Origin of the sequence: Streptomyces sp. NBC_00691, from assembly GCF_036226665.1 — a bacterium.
Taxonomy (GTDB): Bacteria; Actinomycetota; Actinomycetes; order Streptomycetales; family Streptomycetaceae; genus Streptomyces.
In genome coordinates this window covers 3,983,302-4,003,657 of sequence record NZ_CP109007.1, presented here as the reverse complement: position 1 = coordinate 4,003,657, position 20,356 = coordinate 3,983,302, and the positions used below count along the sequence as shown (strand labels likewise).

14 protein-coding genes and 1 pseudogene are annotated in these 20,356 nt (G+C 69.3%); 5 read left to right on the top strand and 10 right to left on the bottom strand.

The window, feature by feature from the left end:
• The first annotated feature begins 61 nt into the window (after window positions 1-61).
• Complete coding sequence (locus OG392_RS18000) at window positions 62-637, top strand: YciI family protein (RefSeq protein WP_329280583.1); 576 nt, start codon at window positions 62-64, stop codon at window positions 635-637.
• A gap of 97 nt (window positions 638-734) precedes the next feature.
• Here OG392_RS18000 and OG392_RS17995 read toward each other — a convergent pair whose 3' ends face one another.
• The 4 genes from OG392_RS17995 to OG392_RS17980 all read right to left on the bottom strand — a co-directional run bounded on the left by OG392_RS17995 (window position 735) and on the right by OG392_RS17980 (window position 5,583).
• Entirely contained in the window at window positions 735-2,564 is a 1,830-nt protein-coding gene (locus tag OG392_RS17995; RefSeq protein ID WP_329280582.1) for an acyl-CoA dehydrogenase, read from the bottom strand.
• A gap of 231 nt (window positions 2,565-2,795) precedes the next feature.
• Window positions 2,796-3,368: a hypothetical protein gene (locus OG392_RS17990; protein WP_329280580.1), complete on the bottom strand. Its 573-nt coding sequence runs from the start codon at window positions 3,366-3,368 to the stop codon at window positions 2,796-2,798.
• Complete coding sequence (locus OG392_RS17985) at window positions 3,368-5,149, bottom strand: alpha/beta hydrolase (RefSeq protein ID WP_329280578.1); 1,782 nt, start codon at window positions 5,147-5,149, stop codon at window positions 3,368-3,370. The genes OG392_RS17990 and OG392_RS17985 overlap by 1 nt, the downstream gene beginning before the upstream one ends.
• A gap of 5 nt (window positions 5,150-5,154) precedes the next feature.
• On the bottom strand, window positions 5,155-5,583 hold the full coding sequence (locus OG392_RS17980; protein ID WP_443054805.1) for a hypothetical protein: 429 nt from the start codon (window positions 5,581-5,583) through the stop codon (window positions 5,155-5,157).
• Between the two features lie 198 nt (window positions 5,584-5,781).
• Between OG392_RS17980 and OG392_RS17975 the strand changes: the two genes are divergently transcribed.
• The 3 genes from OG392_RS17975 to OG392_RS17965 all read left to right on the top strand — a co-directional run bounded on the left by OG392_RS17975 (window position 5,782) and on the right by OG392_RS17965 (window position 8,761).
• Entirely contained in the window at window positions 5,782-6,285 is a 504-nt protein-coding gene (locus OG392_RS17975; RefSeq protein ID WP_329280574.1) for an SseB family protein, read from the top strand.
• Between the two features lie 138 nt (window positions 6,286-6,423).
• Window positions 6,424-7,386 carry a pirin family protein gene (locus tag OG392_RS17970; RefSeq protein ID WP_329280572.1) on the top strand — a complete coding sequence of 321 codons (963 nt, stop codon included), beginning with the start codon at window positions 6,424-6,426 and terminating at the stop codon, window positions 7,384-7,386.
• Between the two features lie 289 nt (window positions 7,387-7,675).
• Window positions 7,676-8,761 (top strand): AI-2E family transporter, encoded by a 1,086-nt coding sequence (locus OG392_RS17965; protein WP_329280570.1) that lies wholly within the window; start codon window positions 7,676-7,678, stop codon window positions 8,759-8,761.
• Here the strand turns inward: OG392_RS17965 and OG392_RS17960 are convergent.
• The gene (locus tag OG392_RS17960; protein WP_329280568.1) at window positions 8,758-9,573 is read right to left on the bottom strand and encodes an MBL fold metallo-hydrolase; all 816 of its coding nucleotides are present in this window, start codon (window positions 9,571-9,573) and stop codon (window positions 8,758-8,760) included. The two genes, OG392_RS17965 and OG392_RS17960, sit on opposite strands and share 4 nt — an antisense overlap.
• 250 nt (window positions 9,574-9,823) lie before the next feature.
• Window positions 9,824-11,941: an ATP-binding SpoIIE family protein phosphatase gene (locus OG392_RS17955; protein WP_329280566.1), complete on the bottom strand. Its 2,118-nt coding sequence runs from the start codon at window positions 11,939-11,941 to the stop codon at window positions 9,824-9,826.
• Between the two features lie 172 nt (window positions 11,942-12,113).
• Here OG392_RS17955 and aspS point away from each other — a divergent pair, with 172 nt between their 5' ends.
• Window positions 12,114-13,922, top strand: coding sequence for an aspartate--tRNA ligase (gene aspS / locus OG392_RS17950; RefSeq protein WP_329280564.1), 1,809 nt, complete (start codon window positions 12,114-12,116; stop codon window positions 13,920-13,922).
• Between the two features lie 63 nt (window positions 13,923-13,985).
• Here the strand turns inward: aspS and OG392_RS17945 are convergent, their stop codons facing one another.
• The 4 genes and pseudogenes from OG392_RS17945 to OG392_RS17920 all read right to left on the bottom strand — a co-directional run bounded on the left by OG392_RS17945 (window position 13,986) and on the right by OG392_RS17920 (window position 20,281).
• Window positions 13,986-14,468, bottom strand: a complete 483-nt coding sequence (locus tag OG392_RS17945; protein ID WP_329287342.1) for a barstar family protein — start codon at window positions 14,466-14,468, stop codon at window positions 13,986-13,988.
• Window positions 14,465-19,098, bottom strand: a pseudogene (locus tag OG392_RS37540) (putative T7SS-secreted protein). The gene OG392_RS17945 and the pseudogene OG392_RS37540 overlap by 4 nt, the downstream one beginning before the upstream one ends.
• Window positions 19,098-19,745 (bottom strand): hypothetical protein, encoded by a 648-nt coding sequence (locus OG392_RS17925; RefSeq protein WP_329280562.1) that lies wholly within the window; start codon window positions 19,743-19,745, stop codon window positions 19,098-19,100. The pseudogene OG392_RS37540 and the gene OG392_RS17925 overlap by 1 nt, the downstream one beginning before the upstream one ends.
• A complete protein-coding gene (locus OG392_RS17920; protein ID WP_443054804.1) occupies window positions 19,742-20,281 on the bottom strand; it encodes an SseB family protein in 540 nt (179 codons plus the stop codon). The genes OG392_RS17925 and OG392_RS17920 overlap by 4 nt, the downstream gene beginning before the upstream one ends.
• Window positions 20,282-20,356: the final 75 nt, after the last annotated feature.

The following is a 20,356-nucleotide window of genomic DNA, read 5'->3' as shown; positions in this document are numbered from 1 at the left end:
ACGAATACGAGGCCCCGCAAAACGTTCGCCCCGCGACCCTTCGTGAGGCGATCCTTCGGTCATGGAATTCCTCTTCTACCACCGGGACCGGATCGGCTCCCTGCCGCTGCGCGAGGCGCTGCTGGAGACCCACTGGGCCTATATGGACCAGTACGCCGAGGAGATGATCGCCCGGGGGCCGACGTTCGGCGAGGACGGCGAGACGCCGAGCGGCAGCGTGCACATCCTCGACCTGCCGGATGCCCTCGCCGCCCGTGCGTTCGCGTTCGACGAGCCCACCTATCAGGCCGGTGTCTACCGGGACGTGCTGCTGCGCCGGTGGCGCAACGTCCTGGGCCGCACCATGTGGGACTTCCCCGGCGGGCGGGAGGGCGGTGACCGGTTCCTCGTGATCGGTCTCGGCGCCGCCTCGCCGGTGGGGCGGGCCGTCGACCTGGAGGCTCCGTCGGACTGGGAGGACCGGGGCGACCTGATCGCCTACGGGCCGTTGCTCTCCGACGACGGCGAGAGCTGGCTGGGTACGGCGGCGCTGGTCCGGGCGGCGGATCCGGAGGCGGCGAGCGGCGTCCTGTCGACCTCGGAGGCGTACGCCGCCGTCGAGGTGCACGACTGGCAGTTCGGCGGCCGTCCCTCGTAGTCCGCCTGCCGGAAGACGGGCACGGCCCGCCCCCCTCCCCGGGGACGGGCCGTGCCGGTATGGACGAGAGGCGCCCGGGGGCGCCTTCGAGGCGTTCTCAGAACGCGGCCTCGTCCAGGTCCATCAGCGAGCCGTCGACGGCCTCGGCGAGGGCGCGCTCGGCGCTCACGCCCGGCAGGATGTTGGCGGCGAAGAACTTCGCGGCCGCGATCTTGCCCTGGTAGAAGGCGACATCCTTGCCGGTGGCGCCCGCGGCGAGCTTCTCGGCGGCGACGGACGCGCCCTTGAGGAGCAGGTAGCCGACGACGACGTCGCCGGAGGCGAGCAGCAGGCGGGTGGTGTTGAGGCCGACCTTGTAGATGTTCTTGACGTCCTCGCCGGTGGCGGTGAGGTCGGTGATCATCGTGCCGACGATGCTCTCCAGGTCGACGGCGGCCTTGGCCAGCGCGTCGCGGGCGACGGCCAGGTCCTCGCCGCCGGTGCCGACCGCGAGGAACTTCTTGATCTCCTCGGACAGCGCGTTCAGGGAGGCGCCCTGGTCGCGGACGATCTTGCGGAAGAAGAAGTCCTGGCCCTGGATGGCCGTGGTGCCCTCGTAGAGGGTGTCGATCTTGGCGTCCCGGATGTACTGCTCGATCGGGTACTCCTGCAGGAAGCCGGAGCCGCCGAAGGTCTGGAGCGACTGCGCGAGCTGCTCGTAGCCCTTCTCCGAGCCGTAGCCCTTGACGATCGGGAGCAGCAGGTCGTTCAGGCCGTGCAGGGCCTTGACGTCCTCGCCGGCCGCTTCCTTGATCGCGATCTCGTCCTGGACGGAGGCCGTGTAGAGGACGAGGGAGCGCATGCCCTCGGCGTACGCCTTCTGCGTCATGAGCGAGCGGCGGACGTCGGGGTGGTGCGTGATGGTGACCTTGGGCGCGGCCTTGTCCATGAAGTTCGCCAGGTCGGTGCCCTGGACGCGCTCCTTGGCGTACTCCAGGGCGTTGAGGTAGCCCGTGGAGAGGGTGGAGATCGCCTTCGTGCCGACCATCATGCGGGCGAACTCGATGATGAGGAACATCTGGCGGATGCCGTCGTGCTTGTCGCCGATCAGCCAGCCCTTGGCGGGGTGCTGGTCGCCGAAGGTCATCTCGCACGTGTTGGAGGCCTTGAGGCCCATCTTGTGCTCGACGTTGGTGGCGTAGACGCCGTTGCGCTCGCCCAGCTCGCCGGTCTCCCAGTCGAACTCGAACTTCGGGACGAGGAAGAGGGAGAGGCCCTTGGTGCCGGGGCCGGCGCCCTCGGGGCGGGCGAGGACGTAGTGGAGGATGTTCTCCTCCATGTCGTGCTCACCGGACGTGATGAAGCGCTTCACGCCCTCGATGTGCCAGGAGCCGTCCTCCTGCTGGGTGGCCTTGGTGCGGCCGGCGCCGACGTCCGAGCCCGCGTCGGGCTCGGTGAGCACCATGGTGGAGCCCCAGCGCTTCTCGACGGCGATCTGCGCGACCTTCTTCTGCGCCTCGTTGCCCTCGTTGTAGAGGATGCCGGCGAAGGCGGGGCCGGAGGAGTACATCCAGATGGCCGGGTTCGAGCCGAGCAGCAGCTCCGCGTAGGCCCAGATCAGGGAGCGCGGGGAGACGGTGCCACCGATCTCCTCGGGGATGCCCAGGCGCCAGTACTCGGACTCCATGAAGGCGTTGTACGACTTCTTGAAGGTGGCCGGCACGGGGGCGGTGTTGGTCTCCGGGTCGAAGACCGGCGGGTTGCGGTCGGCGTCGGTGAAGGACTCCGCGAGCTCGTTCTCGGCGAGGCGGCGGATCTCGTCGAGGATGCTCCTGGCGGTCTCGACGTCCATCTCCTCGAACGGCCCGGAGCCGTACACCTTGTCGCGGCCGAGGACCTCGAAGAGGTTGAACTCGATGTCGCGGAGATTCGACTTGTAGTGCCCCATGGCGACGGCTCCGTAAAGGCTCGGGGAGGCGGATGTCCTGTGTCCTGCGCGCGCGTGGTCGTACTCGGGCCCGCATGTGCTCGTACTACCGGCGAGTAGCCCACGCTTCTCTACGATGATGCTACCCGTCGGTAATAAGGGCAACCCCTATCGGGCCATCTGTGACACGAGCCGCAGAAAAAGGGCCCGGGGCATGTGCCCCGGGCCTCCCTCACGCGATGCCGCGCCGTCTCAGTACAGACCCTTGAGGTCCGTCCCCTCGGGGGCGCGGAAGCAGCCGGAGGCGACGGTGACGCCGATCAGGTTCTTCTTCTTCGGGTCCGTGCTGCCGACCGACAGCTCCGCGTTGACGGCGAAGTGCTCCTTCTCGGACTCCGCGAGGAGCTCCAGGTTCTTGGCCCTGCTGTTGTTCGGGCCGTACGAGACGACCTTCCAGCCCTTGACGGGCAGGGCCTGCCGCAGCCGTTCGAAGCCCTGCTTCAGCTCCTCCTCGGAGACGTCGTACACCGACCAGGGGTGGCGGATCAGGAAGAGATGCTCCGGGTCCTCCTGGCACGTGGAGGCACCGGCGCCGCCCGGGGTCGTCCTGCCCTCGGGCAGCCCGATCATGTCGAAGATCTCGCTGGAGATCTCCTTGGTGCGCGTCCGCGCCTTCTCGACGTCGAGGGTCGTCGGGGTGTAGCCGAGGTCGTCGGCACCGCCGGTGTCGTGCATGGAGCATCCCGTCGCGAGGGTGGTGAGGCAGAGGAGGAGGACGCCGAGCGCCGCCCCGCGGGTCCTGGTGCGGTGGTTGGTGGGGTTCATCAGTCCTCGTTCACCTCGTCGTATCGGCCCGCCACGACCTTGGCCTGGTTCCTGAGGCTCTCCGAGTCCCGCGTCCAGTAATCGGTGTGGCCGCTGGTGTCCACGTCCATCCGGTGCGCCCCGAACAGCTCGTCCGACGGCACGGTCTGCACGTACCCGGCGTTGAACGGGACGCCGTTCCAGGTCTCGACGCCCCAGGTGTAGCCGCCGAGACCGGCGACCTTCCCGCCCGCCGGCACCACGTCGCTCGTGGCCGCCTCGGACCAGACGTGGTCCTTGCCGACATCGAGGTCCTCGGCCCTGCCGGTGAGCATGCCGGGGCTGCCGACCGCCACGATGTCGTCGGCGGCCAGATCGCCCTTGTTGGAGGCGTCGCCCACCACCGTCGAACCGTAGCTGTGGCCGATCACCGTCGTGTGGCTGTTGTCCGGGCCGCCCTGCGCGGTCTCCAGCCCGTCCATGAACCGGAGCAGCTTGGGCGAGCCGTCGTACGCGTAGTCCTTCTGCGTGGCGTCGGTGACGACCGACTGAGGAGCCTCGTAGCCGAACCAGGTGATGGTCGAGACGCTCTCACCCGGCGCCCACTTCTGGGTCTCCCGCCACATGTCGGTCATCCGGCCGATGTCCTCGTCGAAGTCGTTCAGGTTCGTCGTCGTCCCCGGCACGTACACGGCGGTGTGGTCGGCGGTGTCGGGGTTGCCGTTGGCGATGATCGCCCGGCCGATGCCCTCCTCGTCGTAGCCGAGGAGGTACGCCTCCGGCAGGCCCTCCCTGCCGGTGGCGTCGAAGCGGGCCTGGATCGAGTCGCTGCCCTTGAGCTGGTCCTTCAGCCGCTCCTGGTCCTTCTGCCACTGCTTGTACTCGGGGCTGAGGACCGCGGCCGGGTAGCTGCCGTTCGGGTTGGGGATGTACTGGTTCGGCGCGGGCCTGTTCAGGTCCGTCTGGATCTGCGCCCTGGTCTCGGCGAAGACCGTCCGGTTGGCGTCGTCGCGGACCGAGGACGGGATGCCGTCCAGGGCGCCGACGGAGGCCGGGTAGAGGGTGGCGTACTCGTCACGCTGCTCCTGGCTGAGCCCGTTCCACCAGTCGGCGTTCTCCTTGGCGGACTTGTCGTGCGGGATCCTGTCGGCGGCGGCGTACCTCCCCGCGGCCTGCTGGAGGGCCCTGGTGTCGGCGGCGGCGTCGACGAGGTCCTCGGCGCTGACCTCCAGACCCGGATCGGCCTTGAGCCTGCGCAGGGCGGCGGCGTACCGGCCGTCGATCTCGTCGGCCTCGCGGACGGCGTCGCCGATGCGCTCGGCGATGTCCTCGGCCTTGCCCTTGTTGGCGTCGGCGCTGCCGACCCCCTCGCCCTTGCCGGGCGCGAGCGGGACGGGGGCGCCGTGCTCGGCGGTGCGGGTGCCGGGCGAGAGGACGAGGGAATCGGTCGGGTACTCGACCGAGCCGTCGGGCTTCACGGTGAACCCGAGGTTCTCCGCGTCCTCCAGGGCCTGCTTCAACTTCCTCTGCGGGGCGGTGATCTCGGTGGCGAGGCCGTTGAGCGCCGTGCGGATCAGTCCGCATTCGGTGTGCAGGTACTGGTAGTTGCGGGAGAGCTGCTGGACGTCGGCGCCCGCCTTGGTGGCGGTCTCGCCCTTCTGCGTGTCGTGGATCCTGGCGAACATGCCGTTGTCGACACGGTCCTTGTCCGAGTTGGCGCGGGAGCTGACCTTGCCCCAGCCGTCGGCGGCGTCCGAGAACTCGCCGGGTCTCACATCGCGCAGTTGCTGCCAGGTGGGCACGGGGCTCAGCCCTCCTTCCGCGCGGGAGCCGGCGCCTCGGCGGCGATCTTCCGCTGCGTCGCCGTCTCGCGCTCGCCGAAGTCACGGCCGGCGCTCTTCAAGGCGCCTTCGAGGCGACCGCACTCGTCGCGTACGGCGGTCAGGCGGGTCTTCCAGGTGCCGAGGATCTCGGTGAGCGCGCCCGAGGAGGCGAAACCGGCGGTGCCGCCGGCGACGCCCTCGTTCGCGGTGTCCAGGTCGGTGAGCGAGGTGGTGGTGGAGGTGCGCAGCTCGCCGGCGGTGTTCCCGGCCTCGTGCCACGGGCCCACGTCGGCCTTGAGGTTCGCGTCGCCGCCACCGCCGGAGTCGGGGGCGGGCACGCCCGCGAGGGTCATCGTCGCGGGCGGTCCGGGCGGTGCGGTGCCGCCGAACAACTCTTCCCAAGTGGCGTTCAACGCCATGTTCCACCCCCGTGGTGACCAGAAATTGCTTCCGCGAACCTAGCAAGAGGCGGTGGCACGCACGAAAACCCGGGCGAGGGGGACGGGGGGAGATCGCGTGTGCGGGGATGCGGACGCGCACGGGCGGCCGGGCGGGGTGTGAGCGACCCGTGCCCCGTGCTGCGACCGCCCCCGGGTCGATAGGCTGGCCCCATGTACGGCTACGAGCAGAATCCGGGTGCCCAGCAGCAGTACGCCCCGCCGCAGCAGGGCGGCATGCAGGGCGGCATGCAGGCCGGCATGCAGGGGGGAATGCAGGGCGGGTACGGGCAGCAGCCCCCGCTCTACCCGGAGCCCTCGCCGCCCTCCCTCGCCGACGCGGTCCGCGCCTTCACGACGGGTACGCTCGCGCCCGAGGACTTCCAGCAGATCTTCGCGACGTCCAAGGTCTACTGCCCGCGCGGCGACAACCCCGGCTTCCTGGCCCTGCACAACACCCAGCAGCCGGTGATCCCGATGTTCACCTCGCTCAAGGAGCTGCGGCGGTACGCGGGCAAGGAGTCCAAGTACTTCGTGATCACCGGGGCCGAGGTGATCGACCTGCTGCCGACCGGCTACGGCTTCGTGCTCGACATGGAGGGCGACCACCGGATGGTCTTCGACGCGAAGGCCGTGGAGCAGATGGTCGACTTCGCGATGCGCCGGATGTACGGCTGACGCAGGCTTGGCCCAAGACGTGGGAGAGCGCCCGGGAGGAATTCCTCCCGGGCGTTCCGCGTTACGGGTGGCAAGAAGTTCATCGTTCAACTAAAGTGGACGCACACGGTCGGAGAAGGCCGCTCTAGGAGGTCCGTCATGCCCGCAGTGACTGTCGAGAACCCGCTCACCCTGCCGCGCGTGGCCGCCCAGGCCGACGCCGCTCCGCGCCCGGTACTCGCCGTGACCACGGCTCCCACGGGCTTCGAGGGCGAAGGCTTCCCGGTCCGCCGCGCCTTCGCGGGGATCAACTACCAGTACCTCGACCCGTTCATCATGATGGACCAGATGGGTGAGGTGGAGTACGCGCCCGGAGAGCCCAAGGGCACGCCCTGGCACCCCCACCGGGGCTTCGAGACCGTCACCTACATCATCGACGGGACCTTCGACCACCAGGACTCCCAGGGCGGCGGCGGCACCATCACCAACGGCGACACCCAGTGGATGACGGCCGGCTCCGGCCTCCTCCACATCGAGGCGCCGCCGGAGTCCCTCGTCGTCAGCGGCGGCCTCTTCCACGGCCTCCAGCTGTGGGTGAACCTGCCCGCGAGCGACAAGATGATGGCCCCCCGCTACCAGGACATCCGCGGCGGCCAGGTCCAGCTGCTCACCTCCCCCGACGGCGGCGCGCTGCTCCGCGTCATCGCGGGCGAGCTGGACGGCCACGACGGGCCGGGCATCACCCACACCCCGATCACGATGATCCACGCGACCCTGCGGCCGGGTGCCGAGATCACCCTGCCGTGGCGCGAGGACTTCAACGGCCTCGCGTACGTCATGGCGGGCCGCGGCAGCGTGGGCGCGGAGCGGCGCCCGGTCCACACGGGCCAGACCGCCGTCTTCGGCAAGGGCGGCTCGCTGACCGTCCGCGCCGACGAGAAGCAGGACGGGAACACCCCGGACCTGGAGGTCGTGCTCCTCGGCGGACAGCCGATCCGTGAGCCGATGGCCCACTACGGCCCGTTCGTCATGAACACCCAGGCCGAACTCCGCCAGGCCTTCGAGGACTTCCAGGCGGGCCGGCTCGGCACGATCCCGGCGGTGCACGGGATGGGCGAGTAGGAACGGCGGGACGCGATACGGGGCCGGGCGCCACGCCCGGCCCCGTAGGCGCGCGTGCGGGCGCGGGCGGGACGGGGGCGGGAGCGGGAGCGGGACGGGCTCGCGTCTGGGTGGGTGGGGCCTTCGTCCGTAGGGCCCCGTCCGGGCGGGGCCTTCGTCTGTAGGGCCCCGTCCGGGTGGGGCTCCGGGAAGCGGGCTCCGGTGCGGTCCGGGCCTCCTCTGACGCCCCGTCACCCGTACGGTCGGTCCGCGCGCGACGACACGCCGAGGAGCGTGGTCCGGTGGTCGGGTGCAGACGTCGTCCCCGCTCCTCCCCGAACCCGCCCGCCGGGTCGCCGCCTGGTGCGTCGTCCTGCTCCTCGCCGCCGGGGTCGCCGCCGTCGGCATCTGGCTCTGCGTCGTCTTCGAGACCGTCGTCACCCCCGTCCTGCTCGCGATCCTCGGCACCGCCCTCCTCGGGCCCCTCTACCGGCGCCTGCTCCGGATGAAGGTCCGGAAGTCGTTCGCCGCCGCGCTCACCGTCGTCGCCGTCCTCGCGGTCGTCGGCGGAGCCACGTACATCGTCGTCGCCGCGCTCATCGAGACCGGCGACCAGATCATCGCCTCGCTCCGGCAGGCCGCCACCGACATCGCCGAGCACCTCGGCCCGGCCGGGACCTCCCTCGACGACCTCGCCAAGAACGCCGAGGGCCTCCTGAAACAGTTCGGCGGAACGGCCGCGTCGGGCGTGCTCACGGGACTCAGCGTCGTCGGCGGGATGCTCGCCACCGCCGCCCTCTCCCTGGTCCTGATCTTCTTCTTCCTGCGGGACTCGGACCGGGCCGCCGGCGCGCTGCGCGCCCTCGTGCCCCGCGCCACCGGCGACCTCGTCGAGGCCATGGCGCGCCGCGCCTTCGAGGCCGTCGAGGGCTTCATGCGCGGGACGACCTTCGTCGCCCTCGTCGACGCGATCCTCATCGGCCTCGGCCTCGTCGTCCTCGACGTACCCGGCGCGGTGGGGCTCGCCGCGCTCGTCTTCGTCACCGCCTACATCCCGTACCTCGGCGCCTTCCTCTCCGGCGCGATCGCCGTCCTCGTCGCGCTCGCGGACCGGGGTTTCGCCATCGCGCTGTGGGTGCTCGGCATCGTCCTGGCCGTCCAGATGATCGAGGGCTACCTGCTCCAGCCGATGGTGCAGAGCCGGACCGTGCAGATGCACCCGGCCGCGGTGATGCTGGCGATCACGGCCGGGGCATCCGTCGCGGGCATCCTCGGGATGCTGCTCGCCGTCCCCCTGACGGCCGCGGCGACGGGGATCCTCGGCGAACTGCGGACGCGGTACGGGGCTCCCCGGGCCTCCCCCGAGGACCCTTCGGGCACCGCGGGCACTGGCTAGGCCGGCACAGGCCCGCCCGGCTGGAACGAGGCCAGGAGCTGTTCGAGGGCCGCCTGGTCGGGTCCCACGAAGGGGTCGGAGTCCGGGACCATCGCGATCGTCTCGATCAGCCGGTCCAGCATCCGCACGGCCGGCGGCAGATGCGTGCACAGCACGATCTCCGGGGCCATCTCCCGCAGCGGCTCGATCGTCGCCCGGTACTTCGCCGGGTCCACGAGATGCGCCCACGGGCTGTCGATCGTCGCCCACATCAGCTGCGCCCGCCGCAGGTCCTCCGGCTTGAGGTCGCTCGCGTGCCCGCTCTCCGCGACCTCGGCGCTCGGCATGGGCCCGCCGAAGCAGTCGGAGCTGAAGCAGAATCGGGTGCGGTCGTCGTAGAAGCCGACGGTGGCGGGGTTGTCGAAGAGCGGCGGCCGGAAGGCGTGCAGGGCGCGGTCGCCGACGTCCAGGGACTGGCCGGGGTTGAGGAAGTACACCCTGTCCATGGGCAGCGGGCGTTCGGTGGTCATCTCGCCCGCGCCGAGGAACGTCGTGATCACCCGCGCGTCCGGGGCGGCGTCGAGGAGGTCGAAGATCCCGCCGGTGTGGTCCCGGTCGGGATGGGTGAGCCAGATCCAGCGGACGTCGGCCGGGTCGACGACCTCGCCGAGCGCCGCGACGAAGTCACGGTCGGGGAGGGAGACACCGGTGTCGACGACGACGGGTTCGGCGGCGGTGACGACGTAGGCGTTGATGGGCAGGTGCCCGATGCCCGGGACTTCGAGGCTGTCGGCCAGCACGGTGGTGTCGCTGCCGACCTTGTGGGTGTCCATGGCATGCTCCGTGGTCCCCCCGAGGCGGGTCCCCGCGACATGAGTCCCCCGGGCGGCCGTACGACACCAGTGTGCGCCGCGCACGGGGGCCCCGCACACGGGGCGTGCGGCGCACGGGAGCCCCGCGGCCGGGAAGGCGCCGCGCACACGAGCCCCGCGGCCGGGGGACGCGCCGCCCCCCCGCCTCGGCGGAACGCGCACCGCGCACGGGCTTCGCCCTCGGGCAGCACGCCGCCCCCGCCCACTCGGGCTATCCGCGGCCCTGCCCCGGGTCCGGTTCGTTCAGCTCGAACCAGATCGCCTTGCCCTCACCGCGCGGGTCGACGCCCCACGCGTCCGCGAGCATCTCCATCAGGACCAGGCCGCGTCCGCTCGACGCCATCTCGCCCGGGTGGCGCTTGTGCGGCAGTTCGTCGCTCCCGTCGGAGACCTCGACGCGCAGCCGCCGGGCCTTCTCCCCGCAGGCGACCTCGGCGACGAGGAGCGCGTCGCCGTCCGTGTGGACGAGGACGTTGGTGACCATCTCGGAGACCATGAGGACCGCCGAGTCGCGCTGGTCCTCGTCCCGCCAGTCGTGCAGCAGCTGCCGCACCTGCTCCCGCGCCGCGGCGATCCGCTCCGGCTCGGCCTGGGCGATCGTCATCAGCGTGCGGCGCGGGGCCTCCGGGATCGTGCCGACGGGCCGGCGGGAGAGCAGCAGGACGGCGATGTCGTCCTCGCGGCGGTCGGCGAGCGGCCCGGTCGTGTGGTGGGAGCCGGGGCCGTGGACGGCCTCCACGAGGATGTCGGCGAGTCCCTCCAGGTCCTCGCCGTCGTGGGACTCCAGGAGCGCGCGGACCCGCTCCCAGCCGGTGTCGAGGTCGTGCCCGCCGGTCTCCAGGAGGCCGTCGGTGCAGATCATCAGGGTCTCGCCGGGTTCGAGGGTGAGCCGGGTGGTGGGGTAATCGGTGTCGGGGTCGATGCCGAGGGGGAGACCGCCCGCGGTGGGTCTGAGGAGAACCGTTCCGTCGTTCATCCGTACCGCCGGGTCCGGATGCCCGGCCCGCGCGATGTCGACCGTCCCGTTCTCCAGGTCGACCTCCAGATAGAGGCAGGTGGCGAAGCGCGGGCCGGCCTCGCCCTCCCCGTCGTCGCCGTCGGTGATCCCGTACAGGAAACGCGAGGCGCGGGAGAGGACGGCGTCCGGCCGGTGGCCCTCGGCGGCGTACGCGCGCAGGGCGATCCGCAGCTGGCCCATCAGGCCGGCCGCCCGTACGTCGTGGCCCTGGACGTCGCCGATCACGAGGGCGATGCGCCCGGCGCCGCGGCCGCCGGTGCGGGAGGTGCCGCCGGGCAGCCGGATCATGTCGTACCAGTCCCCGCCGACCTGGAGCCCGCCGCCGGTCGGCACGTACCGCGCGGCCACCTGGATGCCGGGGATGCCCGGTCCCAGGACCGGCATCATCGTCCGCTGCAGACCGAGCGACAGCTCGCGCTCGGACTCGGCCACGCCCGCGCGTGCGAGGGCCTGGGCGAGCATCCGGGCGACGGTCGTCAGCACCGACCGCTCATCGGGGGTGAAGGCCACCGGGTGCTTGAAGGCCGCCATCCAGGCCCCCATCGTGCGGCCGGCGACGACCAGCGGCACGAAGGCCCAGGAACGGCGGCCGAAGCGCTGCGCGAGCGGCCAGGTCACCGGGAAGCGGCGCAGGTACTCGTCGGGGCTCGGCAGATAGATCGCGCGCCCCGTCCGCGCGACCTCCGCCGCCGGGTAGTCGGTGTCGAGCGCCATCGACGAGAACGGCCCCTCGTCGCCCTCGCTGTGCCCGTGATGGCCGATGACCGTCAGCCGGTCGCCCGCCACCCCGAAGACGGCGAGCCCGTCCGGCGAGAACCCGGGCATCGAGAGCGAGGCGGCGACCCGCAGCACCTCGGCCGTCGACCGGGCCTCCGCGAGCGCCCGTCCGGCGTCGAGGAGGAAGGCCTCGCGGGACCGGCGCCAGTCACCCGTGATGGGGGTGTGCGCCGCGGTCCCCGGCACCTGCTCGGCGACCTCCTGAAGGGTGCCGACCAGCTGGTAGTCGTTCGCCTCGATGAGCGGCTTCGACCTGCTCCGTACGGTACGGATCACCCGGCCGTGCTCGTCCATGATCCGCAGCCGCGCCTCGGCGAGCGTCCCCTCGGCGACGGCGAGGTTCACGACCCCGTCGATCTCGTTCCAGTCGACGGGATGAAAACGCGAGCGTACGGCCGACTCGGTGAGCCGAACGGGTACCGCGGGCAGCCCGAGCAGCCGGGCGGCCTCGGCGTCGAGCGAGACGATCCCGGACGCGTTGTCCCAGCGCCACAGGCCGGTCGCGATCGCGGCCAGGACGTCCTCGGTGCGCATTGCCCCACTTTAGGAATATCGGACACCAGATCGCCACTGAGCGTATTCGAAAACCGATCTTGGCCCGGCCGGTACTCTGGGTGGGTCTGCCCGCGTGTCCTGTGACATCTGTGACAGGGGCCACAGGGCGGCGCTCCACGACCACAGATCCCGAAGACTGGATGAAACGACGATGCATCGGTACAGGTCCCACACCTGCGGCGAGCTCCGCGCCTCTGACGTCGGCACCGACGTCCGGCTGAGCGGCTGGCTGCACAATCGGCGCGACCTGGGCGGCATCCTCTTCATCGATCTGCGCGACCACTACGGCATCACGCAGCTCGTCGCCCGGCCCGGCACCGCCGCGGCCGAGGTCCTCGACAAGCTGACGAAGGAGACCGTCGTCCGCGTCGACGGCAAGGTCGTCTCGCGTGGCGCGGACAACGTCAACCCGGAGCTCGCCACCGGCGACATCGAGATCGAGGCCGCCACGGTCGAGGTCCTGGGCGCCGCGAAGCAGATCCCCTTCACCATCAACGCCGACGACGGCGTCAACGAGGAGCGGCGCCTGGAGTACCGCTTCCTCGACCTGCGCCGCGAGCGCATGCACCGCAACATCATGCTGCGGTCCGCCGTCATCGCCTCCATCCGCTCCAAGATGGTGGCCCTCGGCTTCAACGAGATGGCGACCCCGATCCTCGCCGCGACCTCCCCCGAGGGCGCCCGCGACTTCGTCGTCCCGTCCCGTCTGAACCCGGGCAAGTTCTACGCGCTGCCGCAGGCGCCGCAGCAGTTCAAGCAGCTGCTCATGATCTCCGGCTTCGACCGCTACTTCCAGATCGCGCCGTGCTTCCGCGACGAGGACGCCCGCGCGGACCGCTCGCCCGGCGAGTTCTACCAGCTCGACGTCGAGATGAGCTTCGTCGAGCAGGAGGACGTCTTCCAGCCGATCGAGAAGCTCATGACGGAGCTCTTCGAGGAGTTCGGCGGCGGCCGCCACGTCACCTCGCCGTTCCCGCGGATCCCGTTCCGCGAGTCGATGCTCAAGTACGGCAACGACAAGCCCGACCTGCGCACGGCCCTCGAACTCGTCGACATCTCCGACGTCTTCGAAGCGTCGGAGTTCAAGGCCTTCGCCGGCAAGCACGTCCGCGCGCTCGCCGTCCCGAACACGGGTGACCAGCCGCGCAAGTTCTTCGACCAGCTCGGCGACTTCGCCGTCTCCCTCGGCGCGAAGGGCCTGGCCTGGGTCCGCGTCGGCGAGGGCAACGCCCTCACCGGCCCGATCGCCAAGTTCCTCACCGAGGAGAACGTCAAGGTCCTCACCGAGCGCCTCGGCCTGGAGCCCGGCCACGCGATCTTCTTCGGCGCGGGCGAGTTCGACGAGGTCTCCAAGATCATGGGCCCGGTCCGGGTCGAGGCCGCCAAGCGCGCCGGCCAGTTCGAGGAGAACGTCTTCCGCTTCGCGTGGATCGTCGACTTCCCGATGTACGAGAAGGACGAGGAGACCGGCAAGATCGACTTCTCGCACAACCCCTTCTCGATGCCGCAGGGCGGCCTGGAGGCCCTGGAGACCCAGGACCCGCTGGACGTCCTCGGCTGGCAGTACGACATCGTCTGCAACGGCATCGAGCTCTCCTCGGGCGCGATCCGGAACCACGAGCCCGAGATCATGTTCAAGGCCTTCGAGATCGCGGGCTACTCGCGCGAGACGGTCGAGCACGAGTTCGCGGGCATGCTCCGCGCCTTCGAGTACGGCGCCCCGCCGCACGGTGGCATCGCCCCGGGCGTCGACCGCATCGTGATGCTCCTCGCGGACGAGCCCAACATCCGCGAGACGATCGCCTTCCCGCTCAACGGCAACGCCCAGGACCTCCTGATGGGCGCCCCGACGGAGCTGGACGAGTCCCGCCTGCGCGAGCTGAACATCCAGCTCCGCAAGCCGGTCGAGAAGAAGACGGTCGACATCACGGACGCGGTCCACCCGGACGCGGCGCGGTAGTCCCTCGCCCTGAGCGACGAAGGGCCCGGAATCCTCACGGATTCCGGGCCCTTGCTCATCGCCTCAGAGGGCGGACCGTTCTTGAAGCTCCTGAAATGCTCCTGCAAGGCCGTACACGGATTCTTCGTCACACGACAGGATGATAGAAAGCCTGCTGAGTGTCACGCCCTCGGGGCGTTTCACATAGGACCATCCTCGACCCGCCTGCCACAGGTTCTTAAGTAGTTGACTGTGGCCTTCTTGATCTTCGGAAAGTGCTTGCTCTGCGGACTCGATGATCAGTACGTGATGATCGGATGCCAGCCACTGAAGGTCGCGAAGACAGTCGTTGAAAGCGTTCCAGTTCCAGCCGAAGTAGGACGGGAACTTCAGTGCCTCATCGAACTGCTGCCAAGTCGAGACATCGTCGGACATTTTTCGACCGTCCAAGCGGGCGACGTATACACTGCCCGACCCCGGCAGTAGCTCATCGAGGGGTACTCCGCCGTTCGTTGAGACAATGTGCAGCCAGGGGGCGAGGTGAATTGAATGCGCGTCTTCTTTCATTGTTCCGCCCATCTGGGAGTGTCTCCGACGATGTAGGTCTGATAGTGCGTCGGAGTGTAGTACGAAGATCCATCGGTGCCGAACACCCAACGCTCTCCGCCTGGTTCTGGATTATCGGGTGACGGGTAGGTGCCGTATTCCTGGTACTTGATCGGCTTTCCTGAAGGTTCGTGCGTGGGCAGTTGGTACGCGTTGTTCCTCCCGTCGTTGGAAAATGGCTCAGTCCACCACTTGGGGCCGTAGAAACCTGGGCCACCCCACCAGCCAAAATTGTACTTTCGGAGGTCCTGGAGGACTTCCATTGCCTCCTTCGGGATGGAGTCGGGAACCCATCCATGAATCCTGCTGACGTCTCCCAGAGTTGTCCCCGGAGCGAAATCCTCGCAGGGGCTGAGCCCCAGCGGATCACCCCACGTATGTGGGTTGTGTACGTACGACACCGGGTTTGGGTCCGGGCCAAGGCCCAAAGGGTCCCGGCTGAGGTATCGGGCCGATCCGGGGTCGTAGTAGCGGAAGTGGTTGTAGTGGAGGCCCGATTCGGGGTCGAAATACTGACCGGGGAAGCGAAGCGGTGTGTATGTCGTAGCGTCACGGTTCCACGTCGTTGTGCCCCAAAGTGACGTCCGAGTGCGCCAGGCCAACTCACCTGATTCATCGAGAAGTTCCGTGGGGGTCCCGATCAGGTCGGTGACGATGGCGAAGAAGCGTTCGTCGTCTGTGTCCGTGCGTCGTTCCTTCTGGGTCAGGGGGCGCGGGCCCGCGTAGTCCCAGGTCAGGACGACGTTCGCGGACGTCTGTTCGCAGAGTGTCGTGCCATCCCACGTGAAGTGGACCGACTCGGAGGGGGACTGCTTGGATATACGGCGGCCAAGAGGGTCGTACGTGTATCGCCACGCAGTGCCGTCGGGTGTCGTCACCACAGTGAGGCGGTCCTCTGCATCCCACTCGTAGCGCCACGTATCCGGTTTACGGGACAGGCGGGTCTTTTGCCTCAGGACGACCCGCCCCTGGGCGTCATGTACGTAGCTGACATGCCCCGCACGAGTGATTCTGGTGCCCTGGTAGGCGCGTGTGCCCGTTGTGGAATGGGATGGGTGGGTGTCCGGCCAAGAGGCCTCTATCTGGTTGCCGGCGTCGTCGTATGCGTAGCGTTCTGTCCAGCCTTTCGCCTGGACCGACGTGACTCGACCTGCAGTGTCTAGTTCGAAGCGGACAGCACCCCAGAACTCGTCCGTGATGCCGGTGAGGCCCCCGTCCGAGCGGTAGGTGTAGGTGCGATTCTGGACACGGTGACCCGAACCACGGGTGACCTCCTGCCCGATGAGGCGACCCATTGAGTCGAATGACGATGCGAGGGCAGCGAAGTCACCTATTCTGCGGTTGGTTTCGCGACCCTGAGCATCATGAGTGAAAGTCAGGATGCGACCTGAGGTGGTCAGTTCAGTTCGTAGGCCGGCAGCATCGTAGGCCCAGGTGCTCGTCGATCCGCTTGGTGTCGTCCGGCCAGTGCGCCGTCCCGCCACATCGTGAGTGAAAGAGACAGTACGGCCGTTCACGGTCTCAGAGACAAGGCGGCCGTAGCGGTCCCGGAGGCGTTGGAGTGTCGCGTCAGGACCGATCGCCGTCGTCAGCTGATCGAATACGTCGAACTCATATGTACTCACGACGCCTTCCGCGTCCTTGCCGACGATCCGGCCGAGATTGTCACGGACGAACCTGACGGTCTGGCCCATGCCGTTCACTCGGGATACCAGACGGCCGGCTGCGTCGTGGTCGTATCTCAGTGTCCGGTCGTCGAAGTCCGTCTCGGCGAGCAGCCTCCCCGTGGGGTCGTAGGTGTACTCCCACGTCAAGCCGTGTGGGTTGGTCACCCTCGTTAGCCGTAGGTTTGCGTCGTGCGAGAACTGGTAGCGGACACCGTCCGGGCCCGTTCGGGAGGTCAGCAGGTCAAAGTCGGTGTACGTGAAGCTGGTCGTTCCGCCCATCCCGTCCGTATGACTGAGGCAGTTGCCCTCGCCGTCGTACGTCCAGGATTCCTCCGTGCCGTCGGGGGCTGTCCGGCGTGCCGGTTGACCTTCGATCGTCCACGCCAGCTGAATTTCGCCGCCCAGAGGGTCGGTGACCTGAACGGTACGGCCGAAGCTGTCGTGTTCGTAGCGGGTCGTGGCTCCCAGCGGACCGGTGATCTCAGCCGGCAGCCCCCGGCTGTCCAGGACCACCCGCGTGGTTTCACCGAACGGGTCCGTAACTGACGTGAGCCCGCCCCGTCGTACGCGAACTCCGTCGTCGCGCCTGAAGGGTCTGTCACCGACGTGCGGTTGCCGCGTTCGTCGAAGGTCTGCCGCGTGACGTTGCCGTCGGTCCCGGTGATGCGTATCGGGAATCCGGCGGCGTCGTACTCGGTCCGCGCCTGCCGGCCGTCCGGACGCTCCAGGAGGGTCAGCCGGCCCTGCTCGTCGTAGGTGAAGGAGCTGACGTGACCCAGCGGGTCCGTCCGGGACAGGAGCCGGTTGCGGCGGTCGTACACGAAGCGGGTGACCGCGCCCAGCTCGTCGATCTCGGCGACGACCTGGGAGAGGTCGTTGATCACGTGCCGCTTGGTGTGGCCCAGTCCGTCGGTGAGGGATGTCATGCGGAGACCCGTCGACGGATCGACGTCGTCCCAGGTGAAGCTGGTTTCGAGGTGTCCGTTCGTGCCCGACTGGTAGGTGCAGCGGTCCTGGTCGTCGTAGACGTAGTCGAAGTGGCTGCCGTTGGTGTCGGTCCACGAGGTGATGCGGCCGTGCTCGTCGCAGCCGAAGCGAAGGGGCACGCCCGAGGAGTTGGTGACTTCGGTCAGGTGGCCGTCCGTGTAGCCGTAGCGCAGGATCTCCTGGTCGGAGCCGTCCGCCGCCGCGTCGGCGAGGTGGAGCGCCGTCACCCGGCCCTCGCTCGTCGTGAGCTTGAGGTGGTAGCCGCCGTGGTGGACGATCGCCGTCGGGGCGCCCGTCTCGTCGTGCTCGAAGGCGATCCAGCGGCCGTTGCGGTCGTCGATCTGGGCCAGGAGCGCGAGTTCGTCGGTGTGGTCGACGAAGTGCCGGACCGTTCCGGTGTCGGGGTCGGTGATCGTGTAGCCGTCCTCGACCCGGTCCAGCGGCCACTGTCTGCCGTGCGTGGGCATGACCGGGACGCCGGGTGCCGGGTGCGGGTACGCGAGCAGGCTGCCCTCGTCGCAGTTGAAGACCACGCCCTCCGAGTCGATCTCAAGACGCTGGTCCACCGACGACGACCACGTCGGGCCGAACCAGCGGCCCGAGCGGCGCGAGGAGTCGAAGGTCCGCCGGAAGACGACGGGAAGCGAGCCGGGCAGGACGATGTCGCTCTGCGGCAGCAGGACCCGGCCCGAGGCGATGTCGACGGGGTCCTTCTCGCATCGTGTCTCCTTGCCCTGCTTGCAGGCGGTCGGCGGGTCCTTCTCCTGGTCCCCGCGGCTGCCGCCCGGCTTCCTCTCGTCCGGCAGGTGCTTGGTCGCGTCCTTCAAGCCGGCGCGCAGTCCTCCGCGGATCACGCCCGCGCCCTTCGTTCCCAGCATCTCCGGAACCAGCCGGCCGAAGAACTCCGACGGGTCGCCCTTCGCCGCCTCCCAGGCGTTCTTGAGCGCCCGGTCCGGGTTGGCCGCCGTGGACACCAGGCCGGCGAGCGTCATGTTGACGCCCTTGTAGTACTCCGCCGGGTGGGTCAGGTTGTACGGGTCCACCGGGTTGACCGAGCGGACGAAGTTGAGGAGGCCGGCCGTGCCCTTGACGACTCCGCCGCCGAAATGGGCCAGTTCGATGCCCTGCCCCAGGCCGTAGTCCATCAGCTCCAGCTTGGCCCGCTCGCGGCCCGTGGGCTCCTTCGGCGCGTGCGCGAGGGCGGCACTGACGGCCGCCTTCGCGGTGTCGCCCGCCTCGTTGCGGGCCGTGCGCGCGTCGTTCAGGATCTCCTTGGCCCGCTGCCGCTTGGCCTTCCCCGGGTCCGAGAAGGCGCCCGGGTCCGGCAGCGGATTGTCCCCGGTGCGGGCCGCGTTGTAGGCGTCGACCTTCTTGTTGTACGTGTCGACCGCCGTCTTGGAGTCCCCGTCGCCCTCCTTGTAGAGGGCTATCGCCTCGCGCGCCTTGCCCTGCGCGCTCACGACGGCCTTGGAGTACGTCTCCAGCGCCTTGGCCGCGTTCTCCATCGCGTCCGCCGCGTGCAGCCAGTCCGTCGGCAGGGTCGAGAACTTCTCCCGGAACGCGTCGGCCGCCTCGCCCTTCCAGTGACCGGAGTCCAGCTTCCGCATGCCGCTGCCGACCAGGTCGAACGCCTTCTGGAAGTCCCGGAGGTTCTTCACCGCCTCGGCGATCTTCTCCGGCTTCCCGTGGATCAGCTCGTCCGCTTCCTCGGTCTGCCCGAGCTGCTGCTCCCCGACCTGCGCGCCGAGCGCGGACGCCGTCCCGTCGCCCCAGTCCTCGACCTTGTCAGCGATCTCATGCGCACCGATCTTCTCCAGGCCCTGGCCGATCTTGTCGGTGGCGTGGTCGATGCCCTCGCCGAGCAGCTCCTTGCCCTTGTCGACGCCGTCACCGATCTTGTCGACGCCCTTGTCGAACAGGCCTCCCCAGTCCACCATCAGCGGTTCTCCCCCCAGCGCGGCTGCTCGGCCTGGTCGACGGTCGCCTGGTCCGGATCGAGCAGGTCCTTGAGCCGCTGGTCCGCTCCGTCCCGCGTCGTCGGGTCGATCGCACCTGAGCGCTCCAGGCCGTCGAGCATCGAGTCCTCGACGTCGTACGCGGTGTTCTTCCAGGTCTGCTCGACCTCGTCATGAGCCGTACTGAACGACTCCCCGCTCCAGTCCGCGCCGTCCCACATCTGCTGGTCACGGAGGGTGTCCCAGCTCTTCTGCTTGACCTCGTCCTCGGAGAGGTGCGGGTTCCCGTTGAGGGAGTTCACACCGATCTTGATCGAGTCCTTGATGTACCGCTCCTGCTCCGCGAACGAGCCCGCCGACAGGCCGACCGCCTGCGCGAAGCCGTTTCCTCGCTGGGTGAGGGCGCGTATGCCCCACTCCCAGCGGTCGCAGAACGTCTCGAACTGCGACGTCAGGCCGCCGTGCCCCAACTCCAGCCCCGAGAGAGCCAGATCGGAGAAGCCGCGGCCCGCCGACGCCTCGCCGACCATGCCGAGTTCTTTCAGCTCGGCGTGCGCCAGGTCGATGCCCTTCGCTATCTCCGTCAGCGCCGCCGCCGGCGCCGCCAGGTCGGGCGTGTTCCCACTCATCGCGTCCCCGTTCCCCCGAGATCCACCGTGTCCTCCAGGCCCACCGCCACCTCGTCCGGGACGATGCCCGCCACCGGCGGGAAGAGCATTCCGTCCGTGCTGCCGGCGTCCAGCGCGACGCCGCCCGGACCGGGCAGCATCGGCACCATCACGTCGAGGAGTCGCGCGCCCAGGATCGTGCGGTACGTCCACTCCCGGGCCGACTCCCCGCGCGCGTCCGCGAACCGCGCCAGCGCTTCCTCGTCCGAGAACGCGCAGATCCACCGCACGCCGTTGAAGTCCGCCGTCCACAGACTGTCCTGGTCGTCGAACGGCACCAGCACGGCCGTGCGCCGGAATTCGCCGAGCAACCGCGCAAACCGGCGCCGCGCCTCGGCGATGCCGTCGGCCTGCTCCGCCTGCGACACGGTCGGTGCGGCAGGGTCTCCCGGGGTTGTCTCCACGTCCGGACGTGCCACGTCGACGTGGGTGTCCGCCAACTCCGACAGCCTTGAAACCTGATGGGACTTCGGTCCGTTGCCCCCGATGTCATTCACCCACGCATGCTGCCATGTGGCCGTTCACACGAGCAACGAGCTTGTGTTCGATTCGGCCTGTCCGAAGCGGATCCG